This is a genomic window from Nonomuraea monospora, assembly GCF_039531895.1.
Lineage (GTDB): Bacteria > Actinomycetota > Actinomycetes > Streptosporangiales > Streptosporangiaceae > Nonomuraea > Nonomuraea monospora.
The window spans coordinates 24,011-49,117 of the sequence record NZ_BAAAQX010000039.1 but is presented as its reverse complement, the minus strand read 5'-3'; the positions used below and the strand labels follow the sequence as shown (position 1 = coordinate 49,117).

Genomic DNA, 25,107 nt, shown 5'->3' with positions numbered 1-25,107 from the left:
CTTCAGAGGCTCAGGTGCGGGTCCAGCGCTGGTTGGCGCCGCTGTGGCAGGTGTAGAGCTGGAGACGGGTGCCGTTGGCGGTGCCCTGGCCGACCGCGTCCAGGCACAGCCCCGACTGCACGCCGGTGATGGTGCCGTCGGCGTTCAGCCGCCACTGCTGGTTGGCGCCGCCGTGGCAGGCGTAGATCTGGATCACCGCGCCGTTGCCCGCACCCCCGGCGTCCAGGCACTTGTTGCCGTAGACCCGCAGCTCGCCAGTTGAGGTGGCGGCCCACTGCTGGTTGGTACGGCCGTTGCAGTCCCACAACTGCACCGCGGTGCCGTCGGCGGTGGCCGCGTTCGGCACGTCCACGCAGCGTCCGGAGGCCACGCCCCTGACCGGCGCGCCGTCGGAAGGCGTCTGCGTCGGCGTCGTGGTGGACGAGCCGCTGTCCAGGCCGAAGAAGCGGATCGCGTACGCGGCCATCCCGGCGTGCGGCAGGTTGTGCCCCGCCCCGTTGATCGTGTACGACTCGACCTGGCCGGAGCCGAAGACCCGGCGGGTCCAGCCGGACTGCGGGCTGTCAGTGGCCGACGGGGTCTGGCTCAGCCCGTGCACGTTGGTCCACTGATCGACCTCTTCCTGCAGCATCGTGTACGGCAGGACGTTGTCGGCGGTGCCGTGCCAGGCCATCACCCGCGGACGCGCCCCCGTGTAACCCGGGTAGGCGTTCCTGGCCAGATCACCCCACTGCTGCGGGCTCTTGTCCCCGCACCCGGCCGGGCCGAGACAGCCGTAGGGGACGCCCGCGAACGGCGCACCCGCCTGGAACACATCCGGATACGTGGCCAGCAGGTTCAGCGTCTCCATCGCACCGGAGGAGAAACCGGTGGCGAACACCCGCTGCGGATCGCCGCCGTAACGCTGCAGCACATAGTTGGTCATGGAGACGATCGAGACCGGGTCGCTGCCCCCGCCGTGCCGCAGCGCCTCGGCCGACCACACGTCGAAACAGTTCGACATGCCGTTGGCGCTCTTGTTGGCCTGCGGATAGATGACGATGAAACCGTACCGATCGGCCAGCGAAGCGAACTCGGTGCCCTGATGGAAGCCCGGCGCCCAGCCGTTACAGCCGTGCATCGCCACCAGCACACCCGGCCGCGCGGCCAGCCTGTCCGGCACGTACAGGTACATCCGCAGGTTGCCGGGGTTGTTGCCGAAGCCCGTCACCTCGGTCAGCGCCGCCGCCGACGCCTGCGGCGTGACCGTGAGGACGGCCAGGGCGGTGGCCAACGCCGTGACCAGGACCGCCAGGGCGGCTCCGACGCCCGCGTACCTGCTCATACGCGGTTCGCTTCGCTTCATTGTTCCGCCTTTCGCTGTTAGCGCTAACAACCGCTGCCGGTCGGTGGTGCGGCGGGACGGAGCAAATACGAGGGGGAAAGGTACTGTCAAGAGCGCCTTAGCTTGCGGTCAGCCGGAGGGGGTAGCAGCCGGGCATGCTCACCTCGCTTTTTCCCCATTTCGGGGAGGCCGGACAGCGAGAGCGTCGCCATGAAACTTTCATGGCCGAAAAGTTTCAGGTACGACGAGTCGCACGTCGCACCAGGTTGACACGAGCCGTTAGGGTTCAGCGCCACCGATAATTTCAGTGATTTCTTGACAACTTTCGGCGAGCTTCGCACACTGAGTGCCCAGCGTGATCTCCCCTCCTGGTCCGGTAGCGCCCGACAGGCTGCGGCGTACGTCCCACCGGGCCTTTTCCCTTGATTCACGTACGGAGGCTCAAGCATGCGCATGTCCCCATCCCCCGCCCGGCGAGCTCTGATCGCCGGCGCGGTCGGCGCGCTCGGCCTGGTCACGGCTGTGGCGACGGCTCTGGTGACGGCCGTCCCGGCCGGCGCCGCCGAAAGCACCCTCGGCGCCGCCGCCGCACAGAGCGGCCGCTACTTCGGCACCGCCATCGCCGCCGGCAGGCTCGGCGACTCCGCCTACACCACCATCGCCAACCGCGAGTTCAACATGGTGACCGCCGAGAACGAGATGAAGATCGACGCCACCGAACCCAACCGGGGGCAGTTCAACTTCACCAACGGCGACCGCGTCTACAACTGGGCCGTGCAGAACGGCAAACGCGTGCGCGGCCACACCCTGGCCTGGCACTCCCAGCAGCCGGGCTGGATGCAAGCCCTGTCCGGCAGCTCGCTGCGGCAAGCCATGATCGACCACATCAACGGCGTCATGAACCACTACAAGGGCAAGATCTACGCCTGGGACGTGGTCAACGAGGCCTACGCCGACAGCGGCGGCGGCCGGCGCGACTCCAACCTGCAGCGCACCGGCAACGATTGGATCGAGGTGGCCTTCCGCACGGCCCGCGCCGCCGACCCGGCCGCCAAGCTCTGCTACAACGACTACAACATCGACAACTGGACCTGGGCCAAGACCCAGGGCGTCTACAACATGGTCCGCGACTTCAAGGCCCGCGGCGTCCCGATCGACTGCGTCGGCCTGCAATCGCACTTCAACAGCAACAGCCCCTACAACAGCAACTACCGCACCACCATCCAGAGCTTCGCCGCCCTCGGCGTGGACGTCCAGATCACCGAACTCGACATCCAGGGCGGCTCGGCCACCACCTACGCCAACGTCGTCAACGACTGCCTGGCCGTGCCGCGCTGCACCGGCATCACCGTCTGGGGGGTGCGCGACACCGACTCCTGGCTCGGCTCCGGCGCCGCCCCGCTGCTGTTCGACGGCAACGGCAACAAGAAGCCGGCCTACACCTCGGTGCTCAACGCGCTCAACGGCGGCACCACCACCACGCCGACGCCCGGCGGCAATGCCGGGCAGCTCAAGGGCGTCGCCTCCGGCCGCTGCGTCGACATCCCCAACGCCAGCACCACCGACGGCACCGCGGTACAACTCTGGGACTGCAACAATCAGACCAACCAGCAGTGGACCCAGACCTCGGCCGGGGAGCTGAGGTCCGGCGGCAAGTGCCTGGACGCCGGGGGCACAGGCAACGGCGCCAGGATCCAGATCTACTCCTGCTGGGGCGGCGCCAACCAGCAGTGGCGCGTCAACTCCGACGGCACGATCGTCGGCGTGCAGTCCGGGCTGTGCCTGGACGCGGTCGGCGCCGGCACCGCCAACGGCACCGGCCTGCAGCTCTACAGCTGCCACACCGGCACCAACCAGAAGTGGACCTACACCCCGGCCGGCGCGTGAGCCGCTGACCGCGCCACCCTCCCTCGGCCCCGGTGGGGAGGCCGAGGGAGGGTGGCGGCGTCTTCTCCTCCTCACACGTTCGTGATCGTCCACTGGTTGTTGGTGCTGTTGTTCGGCGCCCACATCGCCACGGTGGAGCCGGCGGTGCCGTTGCCCATGCCGTCCAGCGCGGTGCCGGTGCCCCGGTTGATGATCTGGTGCCGGCCGTTGCCCGTGCTGTTGAGCCGCCACTGCTGGCCAACGCCGCCGTTCCAGGCCGACTGCCGGGCGACGGCGCCGTTGGCGGCGTTGCCCCCGCTGTCGATGACCATGGCGTTGGTCCGGTTGACGATGCGGTACCAGCCGCCGCCCAGGTCCACGAGCTGCCACTGCAGGTTGGTGCTGCCGTCCCAGTTCCACTGCTTGAGGTTCGACCCGGCGGCGACGTTCCCGCCGCTGTCCAGCACCAGGCCGGTGGTCGCGTTGGCGATCCGCACGTAACTCGCCGGCGCGGGGCCGGACCCGGTCATCCGGTACGTGCGGCCGGCCTGTCCGGTCAGCCTGATGACGTCACTCTCGGGTGCGGTGACGGTGACGGTGGCGCCGGTGGTGGTGTCGACCACCTGGTAGGTTCCGGCGAAGATCCGGTTGCGTACGTTGACCGCTCCGTCACGGTCGAACCTGATGAGGATCTCGGTGGCCCCGCCGGAGCTCCAGGTCGCGTCCACGGTGTGGCCGCCACGTCCCCGAAGGCCCCGCACCTTGCCGTTCGGCCAGGCCGGCGGCACTGCGGGCAGCACGTGCAGCTCGCCGTTGTGGCTCTGCAGCAGCATCTCGGCGATTCCGGACGTGGCGCCGAAGTTGCCGTCGATCTGGAACGGCGGGTGCAGGTCGAACATGTTCGGCGCCAGCCGGGCCGTCGTCACCAGGAGGCGCAGCAGCGCGTGCGCCCGGACGCCTTCCTCCATCCGCGCCCAATAGTTGATCTTCCAGGCGAGTGACCAGCCGGTCCCGGCGTCACCGCGCAGTTCGAGGGTGCGCCGCGCGGCGGTGTACAGCGCGGGGGTGCCGCGCTTGCTGATCTGGTTGCCGGGATGCAGGCCGTAGAGGTGGGAGATGTGCCGGTGGGCGGGCTCGGTCTCGATCCAGTCGTACAGCCACTCCTGGATGTTGCCGCGCGAGCCGATCTTCATCGGCGGGAGCCGGTCCCTGGCGGCCAGGACCCGCGTCCGGAAGTCGGCGTCGACGCCGAGCGTCTGAGCTGCCTGGGCGCAGCCGTTGAACAGGTCCCGCAGGATCTGGTTGTCCATCGTGGGGCCCGCGCAGACGCTGACGCCCGCGTGATGGGCGAGTTCCGGGGAGTTCGACGGGTTGGTGACCAGGTAGCCGAGGTTCGGCTCCTGCACGAGGGTCTCGAGGAAGAACTGCGCGGCGCCTTTCATCGCGGGGTAGTGGCGCCGGAGGAACTCCTGGTCGCCGGTGAAGGCGTAGTGGTCCCAGACGAGGGTGGCCAGCCAGGCGCCGCCGGTCTGCCACATGCCCCAGAACGCGCCGTCCACGACCGACGTCCCCCGCCACGCGTCGGTGTTGTGATGGGTCACCCAGCCGCCGGCGTTGTACTGGACGCGGGCCGTCCGGGCGCCGCTGACCGCCAGCTCGTCGAGCATCGCGAACACCGGCTCGTAACATTCGGACAGGTTCGTCGTGTCCGCCGGCCAGTAGTTCATCGGCAGGTTCGCGTTGATGGTGTACTTCGAGTCCCACGACGGCGTCAGCGAGTCGTTCCAGATGCCCTGGAGGTTGGCCGGCTGGGTGCCCGGGCGGGAGGAGCTGATCAGCAGGTAGCGGCCGAACTGGAACAGCAGCGCGGAGAACTGCGGGTCGTCGGTGTTCGCGTGCTGCGCGATCCGCACGTCGGTCGGCTGGTCGGCCGCCGCGGTCCTGCCCAGGTCCAGGGTCGCGCGCCCGAACAACCGCTGGTAGTCGGCGACGTGCCGGCCGCGCAGGTCGTCGTAGGCGCTGCCGGTGGCCGCGTCCAGGTGGCGCCGCGCGATGCCCTGGTAGTCGCCGCCGGCGTCGCGGTAGTCGCGGTAGCTGGAGCCAATGGAGATCAGCACCGTCACGCTGTTGGCGGACCTGATCTGCAGGGTGCCGCCGGAGCTGCTGACGGTGCCGCCGTCGGCGACCGCGCGGGCCAGCGCGAGGAACCGGACGGAGCCGGCCACTCCTTCCATGTCGCCGGAGACGCCGTCGAGCCCGATCGTGGTGCCGTCCGGGCTGGAGCGGGTCGTGCGCTGCGGGCTGTCGAAGGTCGCGGAGAACGTGATCGAGCCCGGCCGGTCGGCGGTCAGGCGGATGGCGATCACCTGGTCGGGCGCGCTCGCGAGCGTCTCACGCCGGTACCTGACGCCGTTGTGCAGGTAGGAGACGGCCGTGGTGGCCGTGGTGAGGTCCAGGTACCGGTTGTACTCCGTGACGCCGGCCCCGCTGCCGAAGCCGAGCCGCAGGTCACCGACGGTCTGGTAGGCCAGCTGCCCCACCGGGGTGCCTCGCATGTTCTGGTCGATGAGGGTCTGGGCCTGGCTCCACTGGTTCTGGAAGACCAGTTGCCGGATCTGGCCCAGCGCCGCCGCCCCTCGGGGATTGCTCTGGTCGTACGGGCCGCCGGCCCACACGGTGTCCTCGTTGAGCTGCAACCGCTCGGTGTCGGTGTTGCCGAACACCATGGCGCCCAGGCGGCCGTTGCCGATCGGGAGCGCGCGCAACCAGTCGGCGCCGGCGCTCTCGTCGTACCACAGGGCCAGGTCGTTCGCGGCGCTCACCTCGGGAGGGGGCGCTGTGGCGGCCCGGGCGGCGGCCGTCCAGCCCAGCGGTAACATCGCGGCTCCTGCTCCGGCCGCGCCGAACTTGAACACTTGCCTTCGGGATAAATCAGCCATCTCGACTCTCGTTCGTCCGTCGGCCGACTCATGCGAGTCGCCTTGCTGGTGGATGCCTTACCGGGCACGAGCACGTCACGGACCGCGGATCTCCTGGAGGAAGGTAAGGCCCTGACTGCGGCCCGTCAACCACGGTCGGGGCGGAAACTTAATTCCTGGCGGCCAGGCCACGGACCAGCGGTAGGCTGTCCCGGCGCCGGGCAGGGCGCCTCTTCTTGGGCGGTTGACAAGAACTTTGAGGCAGCAACTTAACTTTTCAAGATTCGCAAGTTACTCTGTTGCTCTCTGGTAACGTCTGTGAAACTTTCAGAGACGCGGCCCGGTCTCGCTGGAGGTGAAACTCCAGGCGGGAAGGCACGGGGACGGCCTCGCCCGAACCGGTAGAGCTGAGTCTCTTTGACGCCGGACCGGACCGTCGGATGTACTCCGCCACAACGCACCCAACGGAGGAGGGCGACGCCATCAGATGTTAGCGCTAACAGAAGGCATGGCGCGGCCGGTCATCACCCCCTTTCCGAGGAGTTCCGCATGTCCCTGAGCCGTCGTCAGCTCTTACAGACCGCGGGCGCGACCGCCGCGTTCTCGGTCGTCGGCGCGTCCCCCGCCCTGGCCGCGGCGCTTTCCTGGGCCAGGCCCGACCTCGGCGTCTCGGCCTACGAGTTCGACCTCGGCCAGGTCCGGCTGACCTCCGGACGCTGGCTGGACAACCAGAACCGTACCCTCAGCTACCTGCGCTTCGTCGATGTCGACCGGCTCCTGTATGTCTTCCGCGCCAACCACAGGCTGTCCACCAATGGCGCGGCGGCCAACGGCGGCTGGGACGCGCCCGGCTTCCCGTTCCGATCCCACATGCAGGGCCACTTCCTGACCGCGTGGGCGCAGGCCTACGCCGTGCTCGGCGACACCACCTGCCGGGACAAGGCCGCCCGCATGGTGGCGGAACTGGCCAGATGCCAGGCCAACAACGGCGCCGCCGGATTCACCAGCGGCTACCTGTCCGGCTTCCCCGAGTCCGACATCACCGCCGTGGAGAACCGCACCCTGAGCAACGGCAACGTGCCGTACTACTGCATCCACAAGACCCTGGCCGGGCTGCTGGACGTCTGGCGGCTGATCGGCGACACCCAGGCCAGGACGGTCCTGCTGGCCCTGGCCGGCTGGGTGGACACCCGCACCTCCAGGCTGAGCTCCGGCCAGCTGCAGGCCATGCTGGGCACCGAGTTCGGCGGCATGAACGCCGTGCTGACCGACCTGTACCAGATGACCGGCGACTCCCGCTGGCTGACCACGGCCCAGCGGTTCGACCACGCGGCCGTGTTCAACCCGCTGGCCTCGGGCCAGGACCAGCTCAACGGGTTGCACGCCAACACCCAGGTGCCCAAGTGGATCGGGGCGGCCCGCGAGTACAAGGCGACGGGCACCACCCGCTACCGCGACATCGCCGCCAACGCCTGGTCGATGACCGTCGGCGCGCACACGTACGTGAACGGCTCCAACAGCCAGGCCGAGCACTTCCGCGCCCCCAACGCGATCGCCGCCCACCTGACCAGGGACACCGGCGAGGCCTGCAACACCTACAACATGCTCAAGCTGACCCGCGAGCTGTGGCTGCTGTCGCCCACCCGCGCCGACTACTTCGACTACTACGAGAACGCCCTGCTCAACCACCTGATCGGGCAGCAGAACCCGGCCGACGCGCACGGGCACGTCACCTATTTCACCCCGCTCAACCCGGGTGGACGCCGGGGAGTCGGCCCGGCCTGGGGCGGCGGCACCTGGAGCACCGACTACGACTCCTTCTGGTGCTGCCAGGGCACCGGCATCGAGACCAACACCAAGCTGGTGGACTCGATCTACTTCCACAACGGCACCACGCTGTTCGTGAACCTGTTCGTGCCCTCGACGCTCGACTGGAGCGGGCGCGGCATCACGGTCACCCAGACGACCTCCTATCCGGTCAGCGACACCACGTCGTTGCAGGTCACCGGCAACGTGAGCGGATCGTGGACGATGCGGATCCGCATCCCGGCCTGGACCCAGGGCGCGACGGTCAGCGTCAACGGAACCCAGCAGTCCATCGCCACCACCCCGGGCTCCTACGCCGACCTCACCCGATCGTGGACCTCAGGCGACACCGTGACCGTGCGGCTGCCCATGCGGGTGGTCATGAAGGCCGCCAACGACAACCCCGGCCTGCAAGCCGTCACCTACGGCCCGGTCGTGCTGTCGGGCGACTACGGCAACACCAGCCTGCCGGCCGCCCCCGCGCTGAACCCGTCCTCGATCACCCGCACCGGCACCTCCGCCCTGACCTTCACGGCCACGGCCGGCGGGTCGCAGGTCCGGCTGGGGCCGTTCCACGACGCGCACGGCCACAACTACGTCGTCTACTGGAACACCGGCGGCCCGGGCGCGGCGAGCTTCCGGCTGGTCAACGCGGCGAGCGGGCTGGCCCTGGGCATCCAGAACATGTCCACCGCCGACGGCGGCCCGGCCCTGCAGTGGACCGACAACGGCACCGCCGACCACGACTGGGTACCGGTCGTGGACGGCGACGCCCTGCGGTTGCGCAACGTGCACAGCGGCAAGGTGCTCGGCGTCGAGAACATGTCCACCGCGGACAACGCCCGGGTGCTCCAGTGGGGTGACACCGGCACCGCCGACCACCGCTGGACGGTCGCCGACGTGGGCGACGGCTCCGTCAAGATCCGCAACGTCCACAGCGGCAAGCTGCTCGGCATCCTGAACGGCTCCACCGCCAACGGCGCCCAGGCGGTCCAGGACTCCGACAACGGCAGCGCGGACAACCAGTGGCGGTTCGTGCCGAACGGGGCGCGGCGCATCCAGAACGCGGGCACCGGGATGGTGCTCGGCGTCACCGGCATGTCCACGGCCGACGGCGCGCTCGTCGTCCAGTGGGGCGACACCGGCACCGCCGATCACCTGTGGACGGCCGTCGTGGACACCGGCGGCTACCTGCGGCTGCGCAACTCCCACAGCCAGAAGGTGCTGGGCGTGGAGAACATGGGCACCGCCGCGGGGTCGCGCGTCGTGCAGTGGGCCGACAACGGCACCGCCGACCACCGGTGGCGGCTGCGCTACGGGACGAACGCCGCGTTCCGCATCCAGTGCGCCAACGGCGGCCGGGTGCTCGGCGTCGGCGGCACGTCGCAGGGCGCGCAGGTCGTGCTCGCCGACGACAACGGCTCGAACAACAACCTCTGGAGGTTCGTATGAGGCGCGTGCTCGCGATCCTGGCGTGCTTATCGCTCGTGAGCTTGCTTCTGACGCCCCAGGCGTCGGCCGCGACGGTCGACCCCAACGCGTGGTACGTGCTGGTCAACCGCAACAGCGGCAAGGCCCTGGACGTCTACAACCTGTCCACCGCCGACGGCGGCCGGATCACCCAGTGGACCCGTAACAACGGCAACCAGCAGCAGTGGCAGTTCGTCGACTCGGGCGGCGGCTACTACCGCGTCAAATCCCGCCACTCCGGCAAGGTCCTGGACGTCTCCGGCGCCTCCACGGCCAACGGCGCCTCCGTCGTCCAGTGGGCCGACCACAACGGCGCCAACCAGCAATGGCGCCTGGCCGACTCCCCCGACGGCCACGTCCGGCTGATCAACCGCAACAGCAGTAAGGCCCTCGAAGTGCAGAACGCCTCCACCGCCGACGGCGGCAACATCGTCCAGTACGACGACTGGAGCGGCGCCAACCAGCAGTGGCAGCTCGTCCCCGTCACCGGCGGCGGCAGCAGCTCCTACAACAACCCAGTCGTCTGGCAGGACTTCGCCGACGGCGACATCATCCGGGTCGGCGACGCCTACTACTACTCGGCCTCGACGATGCACTACTCGCCGGGCGCGCCGATCTTGCGCTCCTACAACCTCGTCGACTGGGAGTACGCCGGCCACTCGGTCCCGAGACTCGACTTCGGCTCGAACGCCTACGACCTCAACGGCGGCCGGGCGTACGTGAAGGGCATCTGGGCCTCGACCCTGAACTACCGGCCCAGCAACAGCACCTACTACTGGCTCGGCTGCGTCGAGTTCAACCGCACCTACGTGTACACCGCCTCCGCCGTGGACGGCACCTGGACCAAACGCTCGCAGATCAACAACTGCTACTACGACGCCGGCCTGCTGGTCGACACCGACGACACCATGTACGTCGCCTACGGCAACTCCACCATCAGCGTCGCCCAGCTCTCCCAGGACGGGCTCAGCCAGGTGCGCGCCCAGCAGGTCTTCCAGACCCCGAGCAGCGTCGGCACCCTGGAGGGCGCCCGCTTCTACAAGCGCAACGGCTACTACTACATCTGGCTGACCCGCCCGGCCAACGGCCAGTACGTGCTGCGCTCCACCTCGCCGTGGGGCCCGTACGAGATGCGCCAGGTCCTGCTCGACCTGCCCGGCCCGATCTCCGGCGGCGGCGTCCCCCACCAGGGCGGCCTCGTCCAGACGCAGAACGGCGACTGGTACTACATGTCGTTCGTCGACGCCTACCCCGGCGGACGTGTCCCGGCGCTCGCGCCGATCACGTGGAGCGGCGACTGGCCGGTCCTGCAGACCGTCAACGGCACGTGGGGAGCCAGCTACCCGAAGCCGAACATCCAGACCAGCCGCACCGTCGCGTCCATGATCGGCCCCGACACCTTCACCTCGGCCGGTCTCGGCCACCGCTGGGAGTGGAACCACAACCCCGACACCAGCCGCTTCTCCACCGGCGACGGCCTGCGCCTGCAGACCGCGACCGTGACGAACGACCTCTACAACGCCCGCAACACGCTCACTCACCGCATCCAGGGCCCGTCCTCGACCGCGACCATCGAGCTCGACTACTCGCAGATGGCCAACGGCGACCGCGCGGGGCTGGCGATGCTGCGTGACCAGTCCGCCTGGATCGGCGTCAGGCGTGACAACGGCGTGAACCGGGTCGTGATGACGAACGGCCTGACCATGAACGGCTCGTGGCAGACGACCGGCACCGGCACCGAGGCGGCCGGCGCGAACGTCTCCGGCGGCCGGATCTGGCTGCGGGTCAACGCCGACATCCGGCCCGGCTCCGGCCGGCAGGCCCGCTTCTCCTACAGCACCGACGGCACCACCTTCACGAGCCTCGGCCCGGCCTTCACGTTGAACAACGCCTGGCAGTTCTTCATGGGCTACCGCTTCGGGATCTTCAACTACGCCACCCAGTCCCTCGGCGGCGCGGTCACCGTGCGCCGCTTCGACCTCACCACCCCCTGAGGAGAGACCCTGTGAAACTCCGATCCATTCTGGCCACGGTGGCCACGTTACTGGCGAGCCTGCTCATCGCCGTGCAGCCCGCCGACGCGGCCACCGTCGACACCAACGCCTGGTACGTCCTGGTCAACCGCAACAGCGGCAAGGCCGTGGACGTCTACAACCTGGCCACCAACGACGGCGCCCGCATCACCCAGTGGACCCGTAACAACCAGAACCAGCAGCAGTGGCAGTTCGTCGACTCAGGCGGCGGCTACTACCGCATCAAGTCCCGCCACTCCGGCAAGGTTCTGGACGTCTACAACTTCTCCACCGCCAACGGCGGCTCCATCGTGCAGTGGTCCGACCTGAACGGCACCAACCAGCAGTGGCGGCTGGCCGACTCCGACAGCGGCTACGTGCGCTTCATCAACCGCAACAGCAACAAGGCCCTCGAAGTGCAGGGCGCCTCCACCGCCGACGGCGGCAACATCGTCCAGTACGACGACTGGGGCGGCGCCAACCAGCAGTGGCAGCTCGTCAAGGTGGACGGCGGCACCGGCAACCCCGGGCAGTGCGACCTGCCCTCGTCCTACCGCTGGACCTCGACCGGCGCGCTGGCCCAGCCGAAGTCGGGCTGGGTCTCGCTCAAGGACTTCACCGTCGCGCCCTACAACGGCAAGCACCTCGTCTACGCCACCACCCACAACACCGGCACGGCGTGGGGCTCGATGAACTTCACCCCGTTCACCAACTGGTCGGAGATGGCCTCCGCCAGCCAGAACACCATGAACAACGCCACCGTCGCGCCCACGCTCTTCTACTTCGCGCCGAAGAACGTCTGGGTGCTGGCCTACCAGTGGGGCGGCCCCGCGTTCTCCTACCGCACGTCCAGCGACCCGAGCAACCCCAACGGCTGGTCGGCGGCGCAGACGCTCTTCTCCGGCAGCATCTCCGGCTCCGGCACCGGCCCGATCGACCAGACCGTGATCGGTGACGACACGAACATGTACCTGTTCTTCGCCGGCGACAACGGCAAGATCTACCGCGCCAGCATGCCGATCGGGAACTTCCCCGGCAGCTTCGGCAGCACCTCCACCGTGATCATGAGCGACACGACCAACAACCTGTTCGAAGCCGTCCAGGTCTACAAGCTCCAGGGCCTGAACAAGTACCTCATGATCGTCGAGGCGATCGGCGCGCAGGGCCGCTACTTCCGCTCCTTCACCGCCACCAGCCTCAACGGCTCCTGGACGCCGCAGGCCGCCACCGAGGGCAACCCCTTCGCCGGCAAGGCCAACAGCGGCGCCACCTGGACCAACGACATCAGCCACGGTGAGCTGATCCGCACCAGCGCCGACCAGACCTTCACCGTCGACCCCTGCAACCTGCAACTGCTCTACCAGGGCCGCAGCCCCAACTCCGGCGGCGACTACGGTCTCCTGCCCTACCGTCCCGGCCTGCTGACACTCCAGCGCTGACCTGCCGAGGCGGCCCGGGTCTCCGGGCCGCCTCTCACGGGTCAGCCCTTGAAGGCGCCGTCCATGATCCCGGCCACCATGCGTCTGCCGACGAAGACGAACAGCACGATCAGCGGCAGGGTGGCCAGGAACGAGCCGGACATGGCCAGGCCGAGATCGATCGTGAAGCTGTTCTGCAGCGCCTTGATGGCGATCTGCGCGGTGTACATCTCGGGCGACTTCAGCACGATGAACGGCCACAGGAAGTCGTTCCAGGCGGTGACGAACCCGAGCAGCCCGAGCACGAACGCGGCCGGCCGCACCAGCGGGAACGCGATCCGCCAGAAGATCTGCCAGGTGCCGGCCCCGTCGATGCGGGCGGCCTGGAGGATCTCGTCGCTGATGGTGGTGGCCAGGTGCTGGCGCATCCAGAAGATGCCGAACGCGCTGGCCAGCCCCGGCACGATGAGCGCCTGCAGCGTGTCCACCCAGCCCAGCGAAGAGATGATCATGTACTGCGGGATGACGGCGAGCTGGGTCGGCACGGTCATGGTCAGCACGACGATGAGGAACAGCACGTTACGCCCGCGAAAGCGGAGCTTGGCGAAGGCGAACCCGGCCAGCGAGCAGAGCAGGGCGTGGCCCACGCCGATCGTGCCGGCCACCACGAAGCTGTTGAGGATCGAGCGCACGAACGGCACGGTCGAGAACACGAGCCCGGCCAGGTGGAAGAAGTTCCCCCCTGGCACGATCTCCGGCGGCAGCTTGGTGGCGGCCGCCGTGTCCGTCGTGGCCACCACGAACATCCAGTACAGCGGGAACGCGCAGGCCAGCGTGGCCGCCGCGAGCAGCAGATAGGTCCACCAGCGGACCCGGTCGGCTCTCTTCATCATCGCTCCGGGCGGATACGGGCGGACAGGACGTAGTTGAGCGCCGCGACGGCGATGATCAGCACGAACAGGGCCACGCCGATGGCCGCGCCGTAGCCGAACTGGAACTGGCCGAAGCCCTGCTCGTACAGGAAGAGCGTGAGCGTCTGGCACTGCCGTACCGGACCGCAGGTCAGCGGCGCGGAGCGGGAGGCGAGCAGCGGCTCGGTGAAGATCTGCAGGCCGCCGATGGTGGAGGTGACGATGGTGAACACGATGACCGGGCGCAGCGACGGGATGGAGATGTGCCGGAACTGCTTCCAGGCGCCGGCGCCGTCCACCGCGGCGGCCTCGTAGATCGTCCGGGGCACGGCCTGCAGCGAGGCCAGGTAGAGCAGCGTGGTGTAGCCGAACCAGCGCCAGGTCACCATCACGGCGATCATGGTGTGGCTCCCCCACACCGACTGCAGGAAGTCGATCGGCCCCACGCCGACGAACCCGAGCAGCCAGTTGAGCAGGCCGTAGTCGCGGTCGAACATCTGGGCGAAGACGATCGTGGTGGCCGCCACCGAGGTGATGTACGGCACCAGCATCGACATGCGGAAGAAGACCGCCAGCCGCAGCCTGGCGTGGTTGAGCAGGTGCGCGAGCACCAGCGCCACCAGGAGCTGCGGCACGGTGGACAGCAGCCAGATGCTGATCGTGTTCCAGACGGCGTTCCAGAACCGGGGGTCGGCGAGCAGCCGGCTGAAGTTGTCGAAGCCGATGAAGACGTGCTCGCCGATCGGGTTCCAGTCGAACAGCGCGATGTAGAAGGTGAACAGCAGCGGGAACAGCCCGAAGACCGCGAACAGGAGGAAGAACGGCGCGATGTAGGCGTACGGGGCCACCCGCTCGCCCAGGCTCTGCCGCACCCGCCCCTCGGTCTCGGGTATGACCCGGGGCGGGCTGAGCGTCGTGGTCATGTCACTTGCCGATCGCGGTCTTGATGTTGGCCAGCGCCGTGTCCCAGGCCGTGGCCGGATCGCCCTTGCCCTGCTCGACGTTGGTGATCGCGTTCAGGAACTCCTGGCCGATGGCCGCGCTCTCCGGGCCGATGAGGAACGGCTTGAGCCCGAGCAGCGAGTCGGTGTAGATCTTGCCGATGGGCGCGTCGGAGAAGAACGGGTCCTTCGCCCCGAGAAGCTTCGGGTCCTGGTACACGGACGGGGTGGTGGGCAGCGCGCCCGAGCCGACGAAGTGCTCGAGCTGGCCCTGCGGCGACTGCATCTTGGAGATGTAGTCCCAGGCCGCCTTCGGGTTGGCCGCGCCCTTGGGAATGGCCAGGTAGCTGCCGCCCCAGTTGCCGGCGCCGCCGGGGATCTTGGCGACGTCCCACTTGCCCTTGGTGGCTGGGGCGTTGCTGCGGATCTGGCCGAGCAGCCAAGACGGCGCGGAGATGACGGCGTAGTCGCCCTTGCCCATGGCGGCGCTCCACCCGTCCTCGAAGGAGCTCTGCTTGGCGGTGATGCCGGCCTGCGCCGCCTTGATCCCCAGGTCGAACGCCGTCTTGACCTGCGGGCTGGTGGCGTACACGACGTTGCCCGAAGGGTCGTGGTACTTCTCGGGGCCCTGGTTGACGGCCTGGTAGAAGACGCTGGTGCCGGCGTTGTCGACGAACGCCTTGCCGGTGGCGGCGGTGTACTTCTTGCCGGTCTCGATGAAGGCGTCCCAGGTCGGCCAGAGCTTGCTCACCTCGTCGCGGTCGGTGGGCAGCCCGGCCTCCTTGAACAGGTCGGTCCTGTAGGCCACCGCCATGCCGCCGACGTCGGTGGGGATGCCGATGATCTCGCCCGTCTTGGCCGTGGGCTGGCTGATCACCCAGTCGAGGTAGTCGCCCTTGATCTTGTCGGCGCCGTACTGCCGCAGGTCCTGGAAGTTCTGCGGCTGCTGGACGAACTTCGGCAGGTCGTCGCCCTGGATGAGCACCAGGTCGGGCACCTTGCCGCCGGCCAGCGCCGTGGTCAGCGCCTGCGCGGTCTCCGTGGAGGTGCCCACCTCGGTGAGCTTCACCTGCACGCTCGGATTGATCTTCTTGTAGTCCTCGACGGACTGCTTCTGGTTGATGCCGCTGAAGGACCAGAACTCAAACGACTTGCCGTCGCCTGAGGGTTGCGTCGCGCCGCCACCACCGCAGGCGGCGGTGGTCAGGACGAGCGCTGCGGCGAGCACGATCGGGGTGGCGGTACGGAGCTTCACAGGTCATCTCTTCCTGAGTCGTGCGTCCCATGGACGGGGGGTTCGTGAGACACTCGCTGCTCTGAAACTTTCGGAAGCAAGCACGATAGTTAATTCGGGGACCATACGTGCGGTGTCGGAAACTCGTCAAGAACCTGCCCGCAAGAACGCCGAAACGTGAGAGCGTAAGCACCGAAAACGGTCGTTAGAATCCCGGCATGAGCACGGCCGCTGGCCCGTCCGACGACGGCGCCGCCAAGTCCCCGCCGTTGACCATCGCCCAGCTCGCCGAGCTGGCCCACGTCTCCATCGCCACCGTGTCGAAGGTCGTCAACGGCCGCGCCGAGGTCGGGCCCGAGACCCGGGCCCTCGTCGAGCGGCTCATCCGCGAGCACGGCTACCGGCCGCAACGCCGCCGCACGACCGCCGCGCCCCTGGTGGAGCTGGTCTTCCACGCGCTGGAGGGCGAGTACCCCACCGAGATCGCCAGAGGGGTCGAGCGGGTGACGCGCAAGCACCGGCTGGCCGTGGTGCTCTCGCAGCTGCACCGCCGCGACACTCCGGGCAAGGGCTGGATCGAAGGCGTGCTGAGCCGCCGTCCCACCGGCGTGATCTCGGTGTTCTCCAGCCTGACCGAGGCTCAGCGCGAGCAGCTCGCCACCCGCGGCATCCCGCTCGTCCTGCTCGACCCGAGGGGTGATCCCGCACCTCAGGCCCCTTCGGTGGGCGCGAGCAACTGGAACGGCGGGCTGCTGGCGACCCGCCACCTGCTCGATCTCGGGCACCGGCGCATCGCCGCCATCGCCGGGCCCGGCCACGCCCTGCCCAGCCGGGCCCGGCTGGACGCCTTCCGCACCGCGCTCGACATGGCCGGCGTCCCCGCCGACCCTGAGCTGATCGGCCGGGGAGACTTCCTCGTCGAGGGCGGCCTCGCCGAGGCCGAGCGCATGCTGCGGCTGCCCGACCCGCCCACGGCCATCTTCACCTGCAACGACGGCCAGGCCTGCGGCGTCTATCGCGCCGCCCACCTGCTCGGCCTGCGCATCCCCGACGACGTGAGCGTGGTGGGCTTCGACGACCTGCCCGCGGCCCGCTGGATGAACCCGCCGCTGACCACCATCCGTCAGCCACTCGCCGAGATGGCCGCCACGGCCACCGAGATGCTGCTCAAGCTCGCTCGGGGCGAGCTGCTGACGCAGCATCGCGTGGAACTCGGCACAGAACTGATCATCAGGGAGAGCACCGGGCGGCCGATCGGCTGACGAAAGTTAATCGAGTTTTGCCGAAAACTATCCTTGACAGCTTTCGGCGCGGCGACCTAGCGTGTCGCCCAGGCCGCGAACCGTACTCGTGATGTTAACGCTAACAACCGTGTGACGCCGAGGAGTTCCCCACGCATGAAGCCGCTCCCCCCACCCACAGCCCGCCGCCGGAGAGGAAAGCATTGGGGCCACCCGCCGAGCACCGTTCACCGGTCATGGCCGACGTCGCCAGACTCGCCGGCGTGTCACACCAGACCGTCTCGCGGGTGCTCAACGGGCATCCCAGGGTCCGCGCGGAGACACGGGCGCGGGTCCTGCACGCCATCGACGTTCTCGGCTACCGCCGTAACATGACCGCGCGGGCGCTGGTCACCCGCCGCTCGCACAGGCTCGGCGTGGTCAGCTTCGACACCATCCTGTACGGCCCGGCCAGCACGGTCCACGGCATCGAGCGAGCTGCCAGGGAAGCCGGCTACTTCGTCACCATCATGAGCCTGCGCACCATCGACAGGGCCGGCGTCAACGAGGCCATCGGCCACCTGGCCGCCCAGGGAGTGGACGGCGTCGTCGTGGTCGCACCGCAACACGCCGCCGCCGAAGCACTCGCCGACCTGCCCCCGGGACTGCCGGCGGTGGCGGTCGAAGGCCGCCACGAAGGCCACGTGCCGGTGGTCAGCGTGGACCAGTTCGCCGGCGCCCGGCAGGCGACCGCCTACCTGCTCGGCCTCGGTCACGAAACCGTCTGGCACGTCAGCGGGCCGGACGACTGGCTGGAGGCGGAGGGACGGCGCGAAGGCTGGCGAGCCGCGCTGTCGGCTGCCGGACGCACCGTCCCCGACCCGCTGGCGGGCGACTGGACCCCCGCGTCCGGCTACCGCGCCGGCAGAGCGCTGGCCGGCCGCGTCGCCGACGTCACCGCGGTGCTGGTGGCCAACGACCAGATGGCGCTCGGCCTGCTGCGGGCGTTCTCGGAGAGCGGCGTCCAGGTGCCCGGGCAGGTGAGCGTGGTGGGCTTCGACGACATCCCGGAGGCGGCGTACTTCACTCCTCCGCTGACCACGGTCAGGCAGGACTTCGGCGAGGTCGGCCGCCTCAGCATCGGCCTGCTGCTCAAGCAGATCGATCCGGCCGGGGCGTCCGGCCACGAGCACCTGGTCGTTCCCCCGCAGCTCATCGCCCGGGACAGCACCGACAGGGCGAGAACCGCTCGGCTCCCCTGATCGACCTCACCGGCCAGCCTCGATAAGGTCAGCGCTCATCCTGATCGACCTCACCAGCCAGCCTCAAGCGCTCATCCTGATCATCTTTCCGGCCAGCCTTGAGAAGGTCAGCGCTCATCCTGATCGCGGTCGGGGGCTCCTGCATCCAGCGGAAGGCGGACGTGATCGCCTTCTCGCCGCACGAGCCCGGAGAGCAGAACATTGATCTTGACGAGGCGGCAGCGCCCGCCCTGCCGCCCCGCGTGACTAGACTGCCGCCATGACCACGGAGTCGTCCCCTCTCACCATCGCCCAGCTCGCCGAGCTGGCCGGTGTCTCCACCGCGACGGTCTCCAAGGTCGTGAACGGCCGTTCCGAGGTGTCGGCCGAAACCCGCGCCGCCGTGGAGGAGCTGATCCGCCGGCACGGCTACCGCCGCCAGCGCCGCCGCTCCACCCCGACCGGCCTGGTCGAGCTGGTCTTCCACGCGCTGGAGGGCGACTACCCCGTCGAGATCACCAAAGGGGTGGCGCAGGTCGCGCGGCAGCACGACCTCACGGTGGGCATCTCGGACCTGCGCCGCGACCCCGACGCGGCGGACGAGTGGCTGGAAGGCGTGCTGCGACGCCGCCCGAGCGGCGTGATCGCGGTGTTCTCCGGCCTGACCGAACCTCAGCACGAGCAGCTCGCCCGGCGTGAGATCCCCCTCGTCCTGCTGGACCCGGCCGACGCACCGGCGCGGAACATCCCCTCCGTCGGGGCCGGTAACTGGAACGGCGGCCTCACCGCCACCCGCCACCTCCTGGAGCTCGGGCATCGCCGCATCGCCATCATCACCGGGCCCGACAACGCCTTGTCCAGCCGGGCCCGCCTCGACGGCTACCGCACCGCCCTCGACATGGCGGGCCTGCCCGCCGACCCGGCACTCATCGGCCGCGGCGACTTCCTCATCGAAGGCGGCCTGGCCGAGGCGCACCGTCTGCTACGCCTGCCCGACCCGCCCACCGCCATCTTCGCCACCAACGACGGCCAGGCCATCGGCGTCTACCACGCCGCCCACCAGCTCGACCTGCGCATCCCCGACGACCTCAGCGTCATCGGCTTCGACGACATGCCGTCCATCCGGTGGACCATCCCGCCGCTCACCACCATCCGCCAGCCCCTCACCGACATGGCCGCCGCCGCCACCACGATGCTGCTGACCCTCGCTCAAGGCGAGCCGCTGCCGCAGAACCGCGTCGAGCTGGCCACCGAACTCGTCGTCCGCGAGAGCACCGCTCCTCCCCCACCTGCCTGAACCGGGGCGCGCCCGCTGGAAGCGGCAGGTGCGGGAGGGGGCGAGGTCGTCAGCCGACGCGGGTCCAGCGCTGGTTGGTGCCGGTGTGGCAGGTGTAGATCTGGAGCTTGACGCCGTTGGCCGTGGAGTAGCTGGGCACGTCCAGGCACTTGTTGGCGCCCACCGCGGTGATCGTGCCGTCGGCGTTGAAGCGCCATTGCTGGTTGCTCTGGCCGTTGCAGTCCCAGATGCCGACGCCGGCGGCGTCGGCGGTGCTCCGGTTGGACACGTCCAGGCACTTGCCGCCGTAGACCCGCAGCTCACCGCTCGCGGTGGGCGTCCACTGCTGGTTGGGCTGCCCGCTGCAGTCCCAGATATGCGCCTGCGCGCCGTTCACCTGCGAGGCGCCGGAAACGTCGAGGCACCGGCCCGAGCCCACGCCTCTGATCGCGACCGCGCCGGAGGAGCCGTCCCCCGGCTGGCCGATGCTGCCGGACACCGACTGCAGCGCCGCGTACCAGGCGGCGGCCATCTTGTCGTAACCGCCGGCGGTCGGGTGGACGCCGTCGATCAGGTCGGCGGTGGTCAGCTTGCTGTGCATGTCGACCAGGTGGACGCGCTTGCCGCTGCTCGCCTTGCTCTGGACGATGCCGGGAACGGCCGCGTTGAACGTGCGGGCGGCGGCTTCCTGACCGGCGTTGGACAGCGGGATGATGGTGGCGACTAAGACGTCCGCGTCGGGCACGGCCGCGGTGATGTGGTCGATCAGCGTGGACAGCCGTTGCGGGGCGCCAGCCACGTTGTAGTTCTGCAGGATGTCGTTGGTGCCCAGGTGGAGCAGCACCGTGCGCGGCGTGTATGTACGCAGCCAGCCGGTGATGTTGGCGTCGATCTGGTCGATCCGCCAGCCCGGATGGCCCTCGTGATCGTGGTCGCCCAGGTTGCCGGGCCCATTGAACTGCGAGCCGACGAAGTCGATCGTGTAGCGACCGCCGGCCAGGCGCTGCCATAAGCCGATCCGGTACCCACCCGGCACCTGCGTGCCCTCGGTGATCGAGTCGCCGAGCGGCATGACCCGTACCCCGCCGTTCGACTCGGCGGCGGCGGCCCCCGCACCCATCACGGTGCCGGCCACCAGCAACGCCATCATGGCGAGCACGGCGGCCCACCTGTCCTTCCACGACCTCTGTGCTGCGGACACCAGGACCTCCCTGTGGTCATGTCTGTCATCGCTGAAGTGCTATGGCGCGCCGCCTGGTGGCGCCGCTGGGCTCAGGTGCGGGTCCAGCGCTGGTTGGCGCCGTCGTGGCAGGTGTAGATCTGGAGCCTGACGCCGTTGGCCGTGGAGTAGCTGGGCGCGTCCAGGCACTTGTTCGCACCCACGGCGGTGATGCTGCCGTCGCTGTTGAGGCGCCACTGCTGGTTGCTCTGGCCGCTGCAGTCCCAGATGATCACGCTGCTGCCGTCGGCGGTGGCCCGGCCGCTGACGTCCAGGCACTTGCCGCCGTAGACGCGCAGCTCACCGGAGGCGGTGGGCGTCCACTGCTGGTTGGCCTGTCCGTGGCAATCCCAGATCTGCGCCTGCGCGCCGTTGGCCTGCGAGGCGCCGGCGACGTCGACACACTTGCCTGACGCCACGTTCTTGATCTGGCCACCGGCCGTCGGGTCCGGCGAGGACGTGTCGAGGCCGAGGAAGGACAGGGCGTGGGGGAACATGCCCGTCAACGGCAGGGAGTGACCGTAGCCCGCGAAGCTGAACCCCTCGACGGGGGGGCGGTCGCCGGTGCCGCCGTACCGGGTCCGGGTGACGCCCGGAGCCGGGCTGTCGGTGAGTGCCGGGGCCTGGTTCACCCCGTTCAGGTTGGTCCACTGCTTGATCGCCTCGCCGAAGTTGGCGTAGGCCAGCGTGGTATCGGTGGTGCCGTGCCATAACTGCATCCGCGGGTAGCGCCCGCTGTAGCCGGGGTACATGGCGCGGGCCTGGTCGCCCCACTGCTGGGCGGTCTTGACGAGCTGGCCGCCGGAGCACTGGCTGTTCCACAGCGACCCGTTGGTGGTGGCGAAGCATCCGGCCGGGACGCCGGAGAACGCCGCGGCGGCCGAGAACACCTCGGGGTACTGCGCGGCCAGCACGTTGGTCATCATCGCGCCCGAGGAGAAGCCGCTGACCACGATCTTGGCGGGATCGATGTCGTAGCGCTGCCGGGCGTAGGCGACCATCGACATGATGCCGGTCGAGTCGCCGCCGCCGTCGCGCGTCAGGGCTGCCGGGGTGGAGACGTCGAAGCACTGACCGCTGCGGGTGGCCTCCGGCACCACGATGAGGTATCCGTACCGGTCGGCGGCGGTGACGTAGTCGTGGCCGACACCGTTGAACACCCCGGCGGCCGAGCCGGTGCAGTAGTGCACCATGACCAGCAGCGCCGGCTTCACCGCGACCCGGTCCGGGACGTACAGGTACATGTTCAGGTTGGTCGGGTTGTTGCCGAACCCGGTCACGCGCGTGAGCGACGCTGCTTGGGCCGGCTGGGCTCCCAACAGCAGGGCGGCGGCCAGCAGGGGTGCGGCGACGGCTGCGAGTGCTCTGCGTAATGCTCGGATCACACGATGTCCTTCCACTGAGTGCCACTCGCTTTGTTAGCGCTAACAATTCTGACGGTGGAACTCTTAGGTCGGTGAAGGTAGTGAGACGCAGCAAATCTGATGCAGAAAGATACTGTCAAGAGCCCCGTAGCTTGCGGCATCCACTGAGGACCGCAGCCGGACAGGCTTACCTCGCACTATTGCGTCAGAATGCGTTTTCACCTGCGGAAGGATGGCCGTGAAACTTCCATGAGCGCTGCATCGCGAGATCCCGACCGAAGCGCCGAACCCCGCGCTCTACCAGCACAACCGGCGCAGGCCAGGTCGGAGGTCGCCGAACGTTTCGACCTCTTCCTTGACAACTATCGAGGAAGTGCCAAACTGGGTGCCCGAAGTGATCTCTCCTGCCGGGCCGGTGGATTTCGCGGCCGAGGCGGCTGCGGCGCGCATTCGCGCGTGGCCTGCGCCGTAACGCCGGACCGGGCAACGAAACATACGGTCGAAGCGCGTCCGGAATTCTCTGGCCCTCACGCAAGGCCGCCGATGACAAGGAAGAGAAGATGACGCACAGCGACGGTGTGACAGATCCACCGGCCTCCCCGAACACCGACGCTCCGGCCGCGAGAATCAACCCTCACATTCCTCATCCGGCTCGCATATATGACTACTTACTCGGCGGCAAAGACCACTTCGCCGCCGACCGCAAGGCCGCCGAGGCGCTCATCGAGGTGTCGCCGGGCACGCGCGAGGGCGTACGCGCACATCGCGCCTTCCTGGGCCGGGCAGTGCGGTATCTGGCGGCCGAGGCCGGCATCACCCAGTTCCTGGACATCGGCACCGGGATCCCCACCCAGGACAACACCCACACGATCGCCCAGAAGATCATTCCCGAGGCCCGGGTGGCCTATGTGGACAACGACCCGATCGTCCTGGTCCACGGCCGCGCCCTGCTCACCGGCGACCCCGCGGGCACGACCGACATGATCGAGGCGGACCTGCGCCGGCCGGAGAAGATCCTGGCCGATCCCGCGGTGCAGCGCGTGATCGACTTCACCCGTCCCGTCGGCGTCATCCTGGCCGGCGTCATGCACTTCATCACCGACGAGGAAAAACCGTACGAGCTGGTCGAACAGCTCAAGGCCGCGGTGCCCAGCGGCAGTCACCTGCTGCTGTCGCACATCACGCTCGACTTCACCGACCAGGTGCGCCGCGAGGAGTTCACCAAGCCCTACGACAACAGCACCGCCCCCATGGTGCCGCGCACCTTCGAGGAGACCCTGCGCTTCTTCGAAGGGTGGAACCTGGTGGACCCGGGCCTCGTCGAGGTGGTGACATGGCGGCCGGATCCCGTCGAATACCAGGAGCTCATTCCCGGTGGTCACGCCTGGGCCTACGGCGCTCTGGCCGGCAAGCCGTGAGAACACGCTGCGTGGGCCGAGCGGGACGCTGACATGACCGACACCGCCCACCTGGAGAACCGCCTCGACCGGGCGCCGCTCTTGACGCGGGGACCGTAGGAAGCCTGCACGAAGGTCAGGACCGGGCAGGTTCAGGCGAAGTCGGCCGCGTGGTCGGTCGCCCGCTGCCTGAGGGTCACCTCGGCGGCGAACGGCGGAGCCGCCCCGAAGGTTACGAGCTGTTCAGAACGAAGCTGGACCGCTGCGTCCAGGTCGTTTTCCAGCCGTGACAGGTGATGACGCCGGCGGGCTCGGGATCGCAGACTTTAGGAGGGTCAGGACGAAGCCGCTCGCGGGCCGGGTGGGAATCCGTCGCAGGGAGATGGTCAGGTCCTGTTCGGGGACGTCGTAGTCCAGGAGGGCGAGCCGGGCCGCCAACGTCCGCAGCAGAGTGAGCGTGATGCCCTCTCCTGGGCAGCGGTGGCCGGAGCGCGGGTCGCCGCCGCCCTGCGGGATCAGCTCGAAGGCGCCGGGCTCGCGGCCGACGAACCGTCCGGGGTTGAACGTGTACGGTTCGTCCCACAGGTCAGGGTCGTGGTGCTGGCCGTAGACGTCGAGCAGCACCAGGCTGCCCTGCGGGATGCGTTCCCCGGCCCAGGACAGGTCGCGCACCGCCCGGCCGCCGACGAACGGCGCGAACGGGTAGAAGCGCCGAACTTCCTGCGCGAACGCCTCGGCATGGGCTTCGTCCCCGTCGCGCAGCGCCTTGCGCTGGTCCGGGCGGCGGTGCAGGGCGTGGGCGGCGAAGGCCACGTACCAGGCGACCGCCGCGGTCGGGCGGATGACGTTGAGCAGTTCCACCGCCGCAGTCCGGGCGTCGAGCGGGTCGCCGTCGGCGTCTCGGTGACCGGCGACGACGTCCAGCGCGGAGCCCGCCGAGGCGGTGGTGGTGCCGTCACGCACCTGCCGTACCAGGCCGGTCAGCCAGGCCTCGCGGCGTCCGCGCGCGAGCCGGGCCCGCCAGTGCCGGGGCCCGCCGCTGCCGAAACCGTCGACCATGGCCGTCGCTCCACGTGCCGGCCGTCTCGTCCCAGGCCGCGCTGGTGTGCGCCACCAGGGAGCCGACGCCCTCACCCGTCAGCAGCGAGGTGAACGTCGCCTTGCGCACGCGATGGGCCGCGCCGTCCAGAGTGTGCACCGCGCCGTGACCGATCAGCGTGCTCGTGACGGGCTCGGGCAGCGCCGTGCGGCGGCGTACGTGGTTCTCGTCGTAGAAGAATCGCGCCGCGTCAGGCCCGCACAGACCTGCCGCCCGCCTGCCCATCAGCCGGGTGTGCGCCACCTGTCCGGAGGAGCGCCGGCGCAGGGCGGGCAGCCATCCGTAGCCTTCGAGCAGCAGAAAGAGCAGCATCTCCCACCAGCTCTCGCCCGGGTCGACCAGCGACTCGTGGTGGGTGACCGCCTACCCGGGGCTTGCCTGCGTGGCCCGC

General features: G+C 69.1%; 17 protein-coding genes. 8 read left to right on the top strand and 9 right to left on the bottom strand.

Annotated elements, in window-relative coordinates:
- Positions 1-10 precede the first annotated feature (10 nt).
- On the bottom strand, positions 11-1,324 hold the full coding sequence (locus tag ABD331_RS47930) for an extracellular catalytic domain type 1 short-chain-length polyhydroxyalkanoate depolymerase (protein WP_344491340.1): 1,314 nt from the start codon (positions 1,322-1,324) through the stop codon (positions 11-13).
- Between the two features lie 447 nt (positions 1,325-1,771).
- On the opposite strand from ABD331_RS47930, the gene ABD331_RS47925 reads away from it, so the two are divergent.
- Positions 1,772-3,211 (top strand): endo-1,4-beta-xylanase, encoded by a 1,440-nt coding sequence (locus tag ABD331_RS47925; RefSeq protein ID WP_344491337.1) that lies wholly within the window; start codon positions 1,772-1,774, stop codon positions 3,209-3,211.
- Between the two features lie 71 nt (positions 3,212-3,282).
- Here the strand turns inward: ABD331_RS47925 and ABD331_RS47920 are convergent, their stop codons facing one another.
- Positions 3,283-6,069 (bottom strand): glycosyl hydrolase family 95 catalytic domain-containing protein, encoded by a 2,787-nt coding sequence (locus tag ABD331_RS47920; protein ID WP_344491334.1) that lies wholly within the window; start codon positions 6,067-6,069, stop codon positions 3,283-3,285.
- 588 nt (positions 6,070-6,657) lie between these two features.
- On the opposite strand from ABD331_RS47920, the gene ABD331_RS47915 reads away from it, so the two are divergent.
- From ABD331_RS47915 to ABD331_RS47905, 3 genes are read left to right on the top strand one after another with little or no spacing between them, the layout of a single operon-like run.
- A complete protein-coding gene (locus ABD331_RS47915; protein WP_344491331.1) occupies positions 6,658-9,366 on the top strand; it encodes a beta-L-arabinofuranosidase domain-containing protein in 2,709 nt (902 codons plus the stop codon).
- A 35-nt stretch (positions 9,367-9,401) separates the two neighbouring features.
- A complete protein-coding gene (locus ABD331_RS47910) occupies positions 9,402-11,378 on the top strand; it encodes a family 43 glycosylhydrolase (RefSeq protein WP_344491328.1) in 1,977 nt (658 codons plus the stop codon).
- Positions 11,379-11,389: 11 nt separating this feature from the next.
- Positions 11,390-12,835: a non-reducing end alpha-L-arabinofuranosidase family hydrolase gene (locus ABD331_RS47905; RefSeq protein WP_425566234.1), complete on the top strand. Its 1,446-nt coding sequence runs from the start codon at positions 11,390-11,392 to the stop codon at positions 12,833-12,835.
- 41 nt (positions 12,836-12,876) lie between these two features.
- Here the strand turns inward: ABD331_RS47905 and ABD331_RS47900 are convergent, their stop codons facing one another.
- The 3 genes from ABD331_RS47900 to ABD331_RS47890 are packed head-to-tail and all read right to left on the bottom strand — an operon-like array spanning position 12,877 to position 15,921.
- A complete protein-coding gene (locus tag ABD331_RS47900) occupies positions 12,877-13,704 on the bottom strand; it encodes a carbohydrate ABC transporter permease (RefSeq protein ID WP_344491325.1) in 828 nt (275 codons plus the stop codon).
- Entirely contained in the window at positions 13,704-14,648 is a 945-nt protein-coding gene (locus tag ABD331_RS47895; protein WP_344491322.1) for a carbohydrate ABC transporter permease, read from the bottom strand. The genes ABD331_RS47900 and ABD331_RS47895 overlap by 1 nt, the downstream gene beginning before the upstream one ends.
- A 1-nt stretch (position 14,649) precedes the next feature.
- A complete protein-coding gene (locus tag ABD331_RS47890; RefSeq protein ID WP_344491319.1) occupies positions 14,650-15,921 on the bottom strand; it encodes an ABC transporter substrate-binding protein in 1,272 nt (423 codons plus the stop codon).
- Positions 15,922-16,118: 197 nt separating this feature from the next.
- Between ABD331_RS47890 and ABD331_RS47885 the strand changes: the two genes are divergently transcribed.
- The 3 genes from ABD331_RS47885 to ABD331_RS47875 all read left to right on the top strand — a co-directional run bounded on the left by ABD331_RS47885 (position 16,119) and on the right by ABD331_RS47875 (position 19,658).
- The gene (locus ABD331_RS47885) at positions 16,119-17,162 is read left to right on the top strand and encodes a LacI family DNA-binding transcriptional regulator (protein WP_344491316.1); all 1,044 of its coding nucleotides are present in this window, start codon (positions 16,119-16,121) and stop codon (positions 17,160-17,162) included.
- Positions 17,163-17,377: 215 nt separating this feature from the next.
- Complete coding sequence (locus tag ABD331_RS47880) at positions 17,378-18,382, top strand: LacI family DNA-binding transcriptional regulator (protein ID WP_344491313.1); 1,005 nt, start codon at positions 17,378-17,380, stop codon at positions 18,380-18,382.
- Between the two features lie 259 nt (positions 18,383-18,641).
- Complete coding sequence (locus ABD331_RS47875) at positions 18,642-19,658, top strand: LacI family DNA-binding transcriptional regulator (protein WP_344491310.1); 1,017 nt, start codon at positions 18,642-18,644, stop codon at positions 19,656-19,658.
- Between the two features lie 49 nt (positions 19,659-19,707).
- Here the strand turns inward: ABD331_RS47875 and ABD331_RS47870 are convergent, their stop codons facing one another.
- A complete protein-coding gene (locus ABD331_RS47870; RefSeq protein WP_344491307.1) occupies positions 19,708-20,838 on the bottom strand; it encodes a ricin-type beta-trefoil lectin domain protein in 1,131 nt (376 codons plus the stop codon).
- A gap of 71 nt (positions 20,839-20,909) precedes the next feature.
- Positions 20,910-22,241, bottom strand: a complete 1,332-nt coding sequence (locus ABD331_RS47865) for an extracellular catalytic domain type 1 short-chain-length polyhydroxyalkanoate depolymerase (protein WP_344491304.1) — start codon at positions 22,239-22,241, stop codon at positions 20,910-20,912.
- A gap of 539 nt (positions 22,242-22,780) precedes the next feature.
- Here ABD331_RS47865 and ABD331_RS47860 point away from each other — a divergent pair.
- The gene (locus tag ABD331_RS47860; RefSeq protein ID WP_344491301.1) at positions 22,781-23,638 is read left to right on the top strand and encodes an SAM-dependent methyltransferase; all 858 of its coding nucleotides are present in this window, start codon (positions 22,781-22,783) and stop codon (positions 23,636-23,638) included.
- A gap of 222 nt (positions 23,639-23,860) precedes the next feature.
- Here the strand turns inward: ABD331_RS47860 and ABD331_RS47855 are convergent, their stop codons facing one another.
- Together ABD331_RS47855 and ABD331_RS47850 are read right to left on the bottom strand one after the other, a co-directional pair.
- A complete protein-coding gene (locus tag ABD331_RS47855; protein ID WP_344491298.1) occupies positions 23,861-24,676 on the bottom strand; it encodes a cytochrome P450 in 816 nt (271 codons plus the stop codon).
- Positions 24,573-25,028, bottom strand: a complete 456-nt coding sequence (locus tag ABD331_RS47850) for a cytochrome P450 family protein (RefSeq protein ID WP_344491294.1) — start codon at positions 25,026-25,028, stop codon at positions 24,573-24,575. The genes ABD331_RS47855 and ABD331_RS47850 overlap by 104 nt, the downstream gene beginning before the upstream one ends.
- Between the last annotated feature and the right edge of the window lie 79 nt (positions 25,029-25,107).

Bases quoted from the DNA above. Each gene is read 5' to 3' on its own strand.
- ABD331_RS47930 (WP_344491340.1), bottom strand. From the start codon at position 1,324: ATGAGCAGGTACGCGGGCGTCGGAGCCGCCCTGGCGGTCCTGGTCACG.
- ABD331_RS47925 (WP_344491337.1), top strand. From the start codon at position 1,772: ATGCGCATGTCCCCATCCCCCGCCCGGCGAGCTCTGATCGCCGGCGCG.
- ABD331_RS47920 (WP_344491334.1), bottom strand. From the start codon at position 6,069: ATGTTACCGCTGGGCTGGACGGCCGCCGCCCGGGCCGCCACAGCGCCC.
- ABD331_RS47915 (WP_344491331.1), top strand. From the start codon at position 6,658: ATGTCCCTGAGCCGTCGTCAGCTCTTACAGACCGCGGGCGCGACCGCC.
- ABD331_RS47900 (WP_344491325.1), bottom strand. From the start codon at position 13,704: ATGAAGAGAGCCGACCGGGTCCGCTGGTGGACCTATCTGCTGCTCGCG.
- ABD331_RS47895 (WP_344491322.1), bottom strand. From the start codon at position 14,648: ATGACCACGACGCTCAGCCCGCCCCGGGTCATACCCGAGACCGAGGGG.
- ABD331_RS47885 (WP_344491316.1), top strand. From the start codon at position 16,119: ATGAGCACGGCCGCTGGCCCGTCCGACGACGGCGCCGCCAAGTCCCCG.
- ABD331_RS47880 (WP_344491313.1), top strand. From the start codon at position 17,378: ATGGCCGACGTCGCCAGACTCGCCGGCGTGTCACACCAGACCGTCTCG.
- ABD331_RS47875 (WP_344491310.1), top strand. From the start codon at position 18,642: ATGACCACGGAGTCGTCCCCTCTCACCATCGCCCAGCTCGCCGAGCTG.
- ABD331_RS47860 (WP_344491301.1), top strand. From the start codon at position 22,781: ATGACGCACAGCGACGGTGTGACAGATCCACCGGCCTCCCCGAACACC.
- ABD331_RS47855 (WP_344491298.1), bottom strand. From the start codon at position 24,676: ATGGTCGACGGTTTCGGCAGCGGCGGGCCCCGGCACTGGCGGGCCCGG.
- ABD331_RS47850 (WP_344491294.1), bottom strand. From the start codon at position 25,028: ATGCTGCTCTTTCTGCTGCTCGAAGGCTACGGATGGCTGCCCGCCCTG.